Origin of the sequence: Pseudoflavonifractor sp. BSD2780061688st1 E11 (genome assembly GCF_005844125.1) — a bacterium.
In the GTDB taxonomy this organism is placed as follows: domain Bacteria; phylum Bacillota; class Clostridia; order Lachnospirales; family Lachnospiraceae; genus Sellimonas; species Sellimonas catena.
Genome location: NZ_SPHM01000095.1, coordinates 1 through 1709, shown reverse-complemented (window position 1 = coordinate 1709; position 1709 = coordinate 1). Strand labels below are relative to the sequence as shown.

Genomic DNA, 1709 nt, shown 5'->3' with positions numbered 1-1709 from the left:
GGTTAATTGAAAAATTAATTGCAACATAGGTTGTTGCAGTTAGAATTACAAGGCATATGGGCCATGAAGTTGCAGTTGTAACTTCATGGTTTCTTTTTGCCTTTTTTCCAGTATACTATCCTTGTCCTGTCTTCGGATTGGAGGTAACCATGAGTAATAAACACCTTACATATGATGACAGGCTTACTATCCAGGCAGGTCTGCAGCAGGGATTGAAGATCGCACAGATCGCCAAAAACATTGGAAAGGATCGGTCTACTGTTGGCAGAGAGATCAAAGCACACAGGAGACTGGTCTCCACTTCCAAAGGTAACAACTGTGCCCATCATCGTACCTGTACCAGAATCCCGAACTGTCGTTCAGGCTGTTTTCGTGGAAAGAAACAGTGCCAGACAGCATGTGGACGATGCCAGGAAGGATGCCCTGATTATCAGGAAGAATTCTGTACAGACTATGAAAAGTCACCGTTTGTATGTAATGCCTGTGACCACCGGCTTCGCTGCCGTCTGCGCAGGATGCTCTATGATGCCAAGTATGCTCAGCAGCAGTATGAACAGATGCTCTCGGAGTCCCGGAAAGGAATCTCCCTCACAGAGCAGGAATTAAATCGGATCAATGATACGATTACACCGCTGCTAAAAAAAGGACAGTCACTTCCTGTTATCTGTGAACATTACAGAGATGAGCTGCCAGTATCGGACCGGACAATCTATTCCTATATTGACGCAGGTCTTCTGGATGCCAGAAATATAGACCTGAGAAGGAAACTACGCAGGCCGGAACGTAAAAAGAGCGGTCCGGTTCTCAGGGTAGATCGAAAATGCCATATCGGACGCAGCTATGAAGAATGCGAAGAATATATGCGCCAGAATCCAGATGCCATAGTCAGCCAGATGGACAGTGTGGTTATACACAAAGGCGGCCAGACACTGCTGACAATCTTGTTTACCAACTGTGACGTACAGCTCATGTTCCTAAGAGAGCGCAACACAGCGGGATCAGTAACAGAAATATTCTGCCGGCTGAGGGAAGCACTTGGAGATGAGAAGTTCCGGATGCTTTTTCAGGTTATTATTACCGATCGGGGAAGCGAATTCAGCGATCCTGAAAAAATCGAAGCAGATATGGAGACCGGAGAGATCCAGTGCCGCGTATTCTATTGTGACCCGATGAATACAAATCAGAAGAGCAACTGTGAACGGAACCATGAATTGATCCGTTATATCATACCTAAAAATCATGCAAAGGATGAATATACGGAAGAAGAGATCAGGGAAATGATGAACCACATCAATTCCTATCCGCGAAAAAAGTGGAACGGACAGGCTCCTATAGATCTTTTTATCAAGATCTACGGCCAGGAGACTGCGAACCTCCTGGGCCTTGAAAAGATCCCATCCGATTCCATAACCCTTACACCGGCTTTGTTTAAGAAGTAAACCGGAATTTTAGAGAAGACAGGACACGGTAAAAAAGGTAACACAAACAGGGTGCATTTACAACTTCTGCGAAAAGTAAAAAATGCAGTCTGTGTTTTGTCATGTCTTCCTTTAAGAAATTTTACAAGGAAAATCGAAAAAAGGCAATCCAAAGCCAGAAAAACAGCTTAAAACTGTTGCAATTACTCATGATATTATGCAGTTACAACTTCATAAAGTTTTCAATGTGCAGTTACAACTTCAATGTTGCAGTAAGGATTTCAATTAACC

Annotated in this window: 1 protein-coding gene; it reads left to right on the top strand. The window is 43.8% G+C overall.

Features of this window, described 5'->3' with window-relative positions; translation table 11 throughout:
• Window positions 1-149 precede the first annotated feature (149 nt).
• The gene (locus FGQ85_RS18115; RefSeq protein ID WP_087168570.1) at window positions 150-1439 is read left to right on the top strand and encodes an IS30 family transposase; all 1290 of its coding nucleotides are present in this window, start codon (window positions 150-152) and stop codon (window positions 1437-1439) included.
• Window positions 1440-1709 lie beyond the last annotated feature (270 nt).

Excerpts from the sequence above, each read along its gene's own strand:
- FGQ85_RS18115 (WP_087168570.1), top strand. The coding sequence starts at position 150 with ATGAGTAATAAACACCTTACATATGATGACAGGCTTACTATCCAGGCA.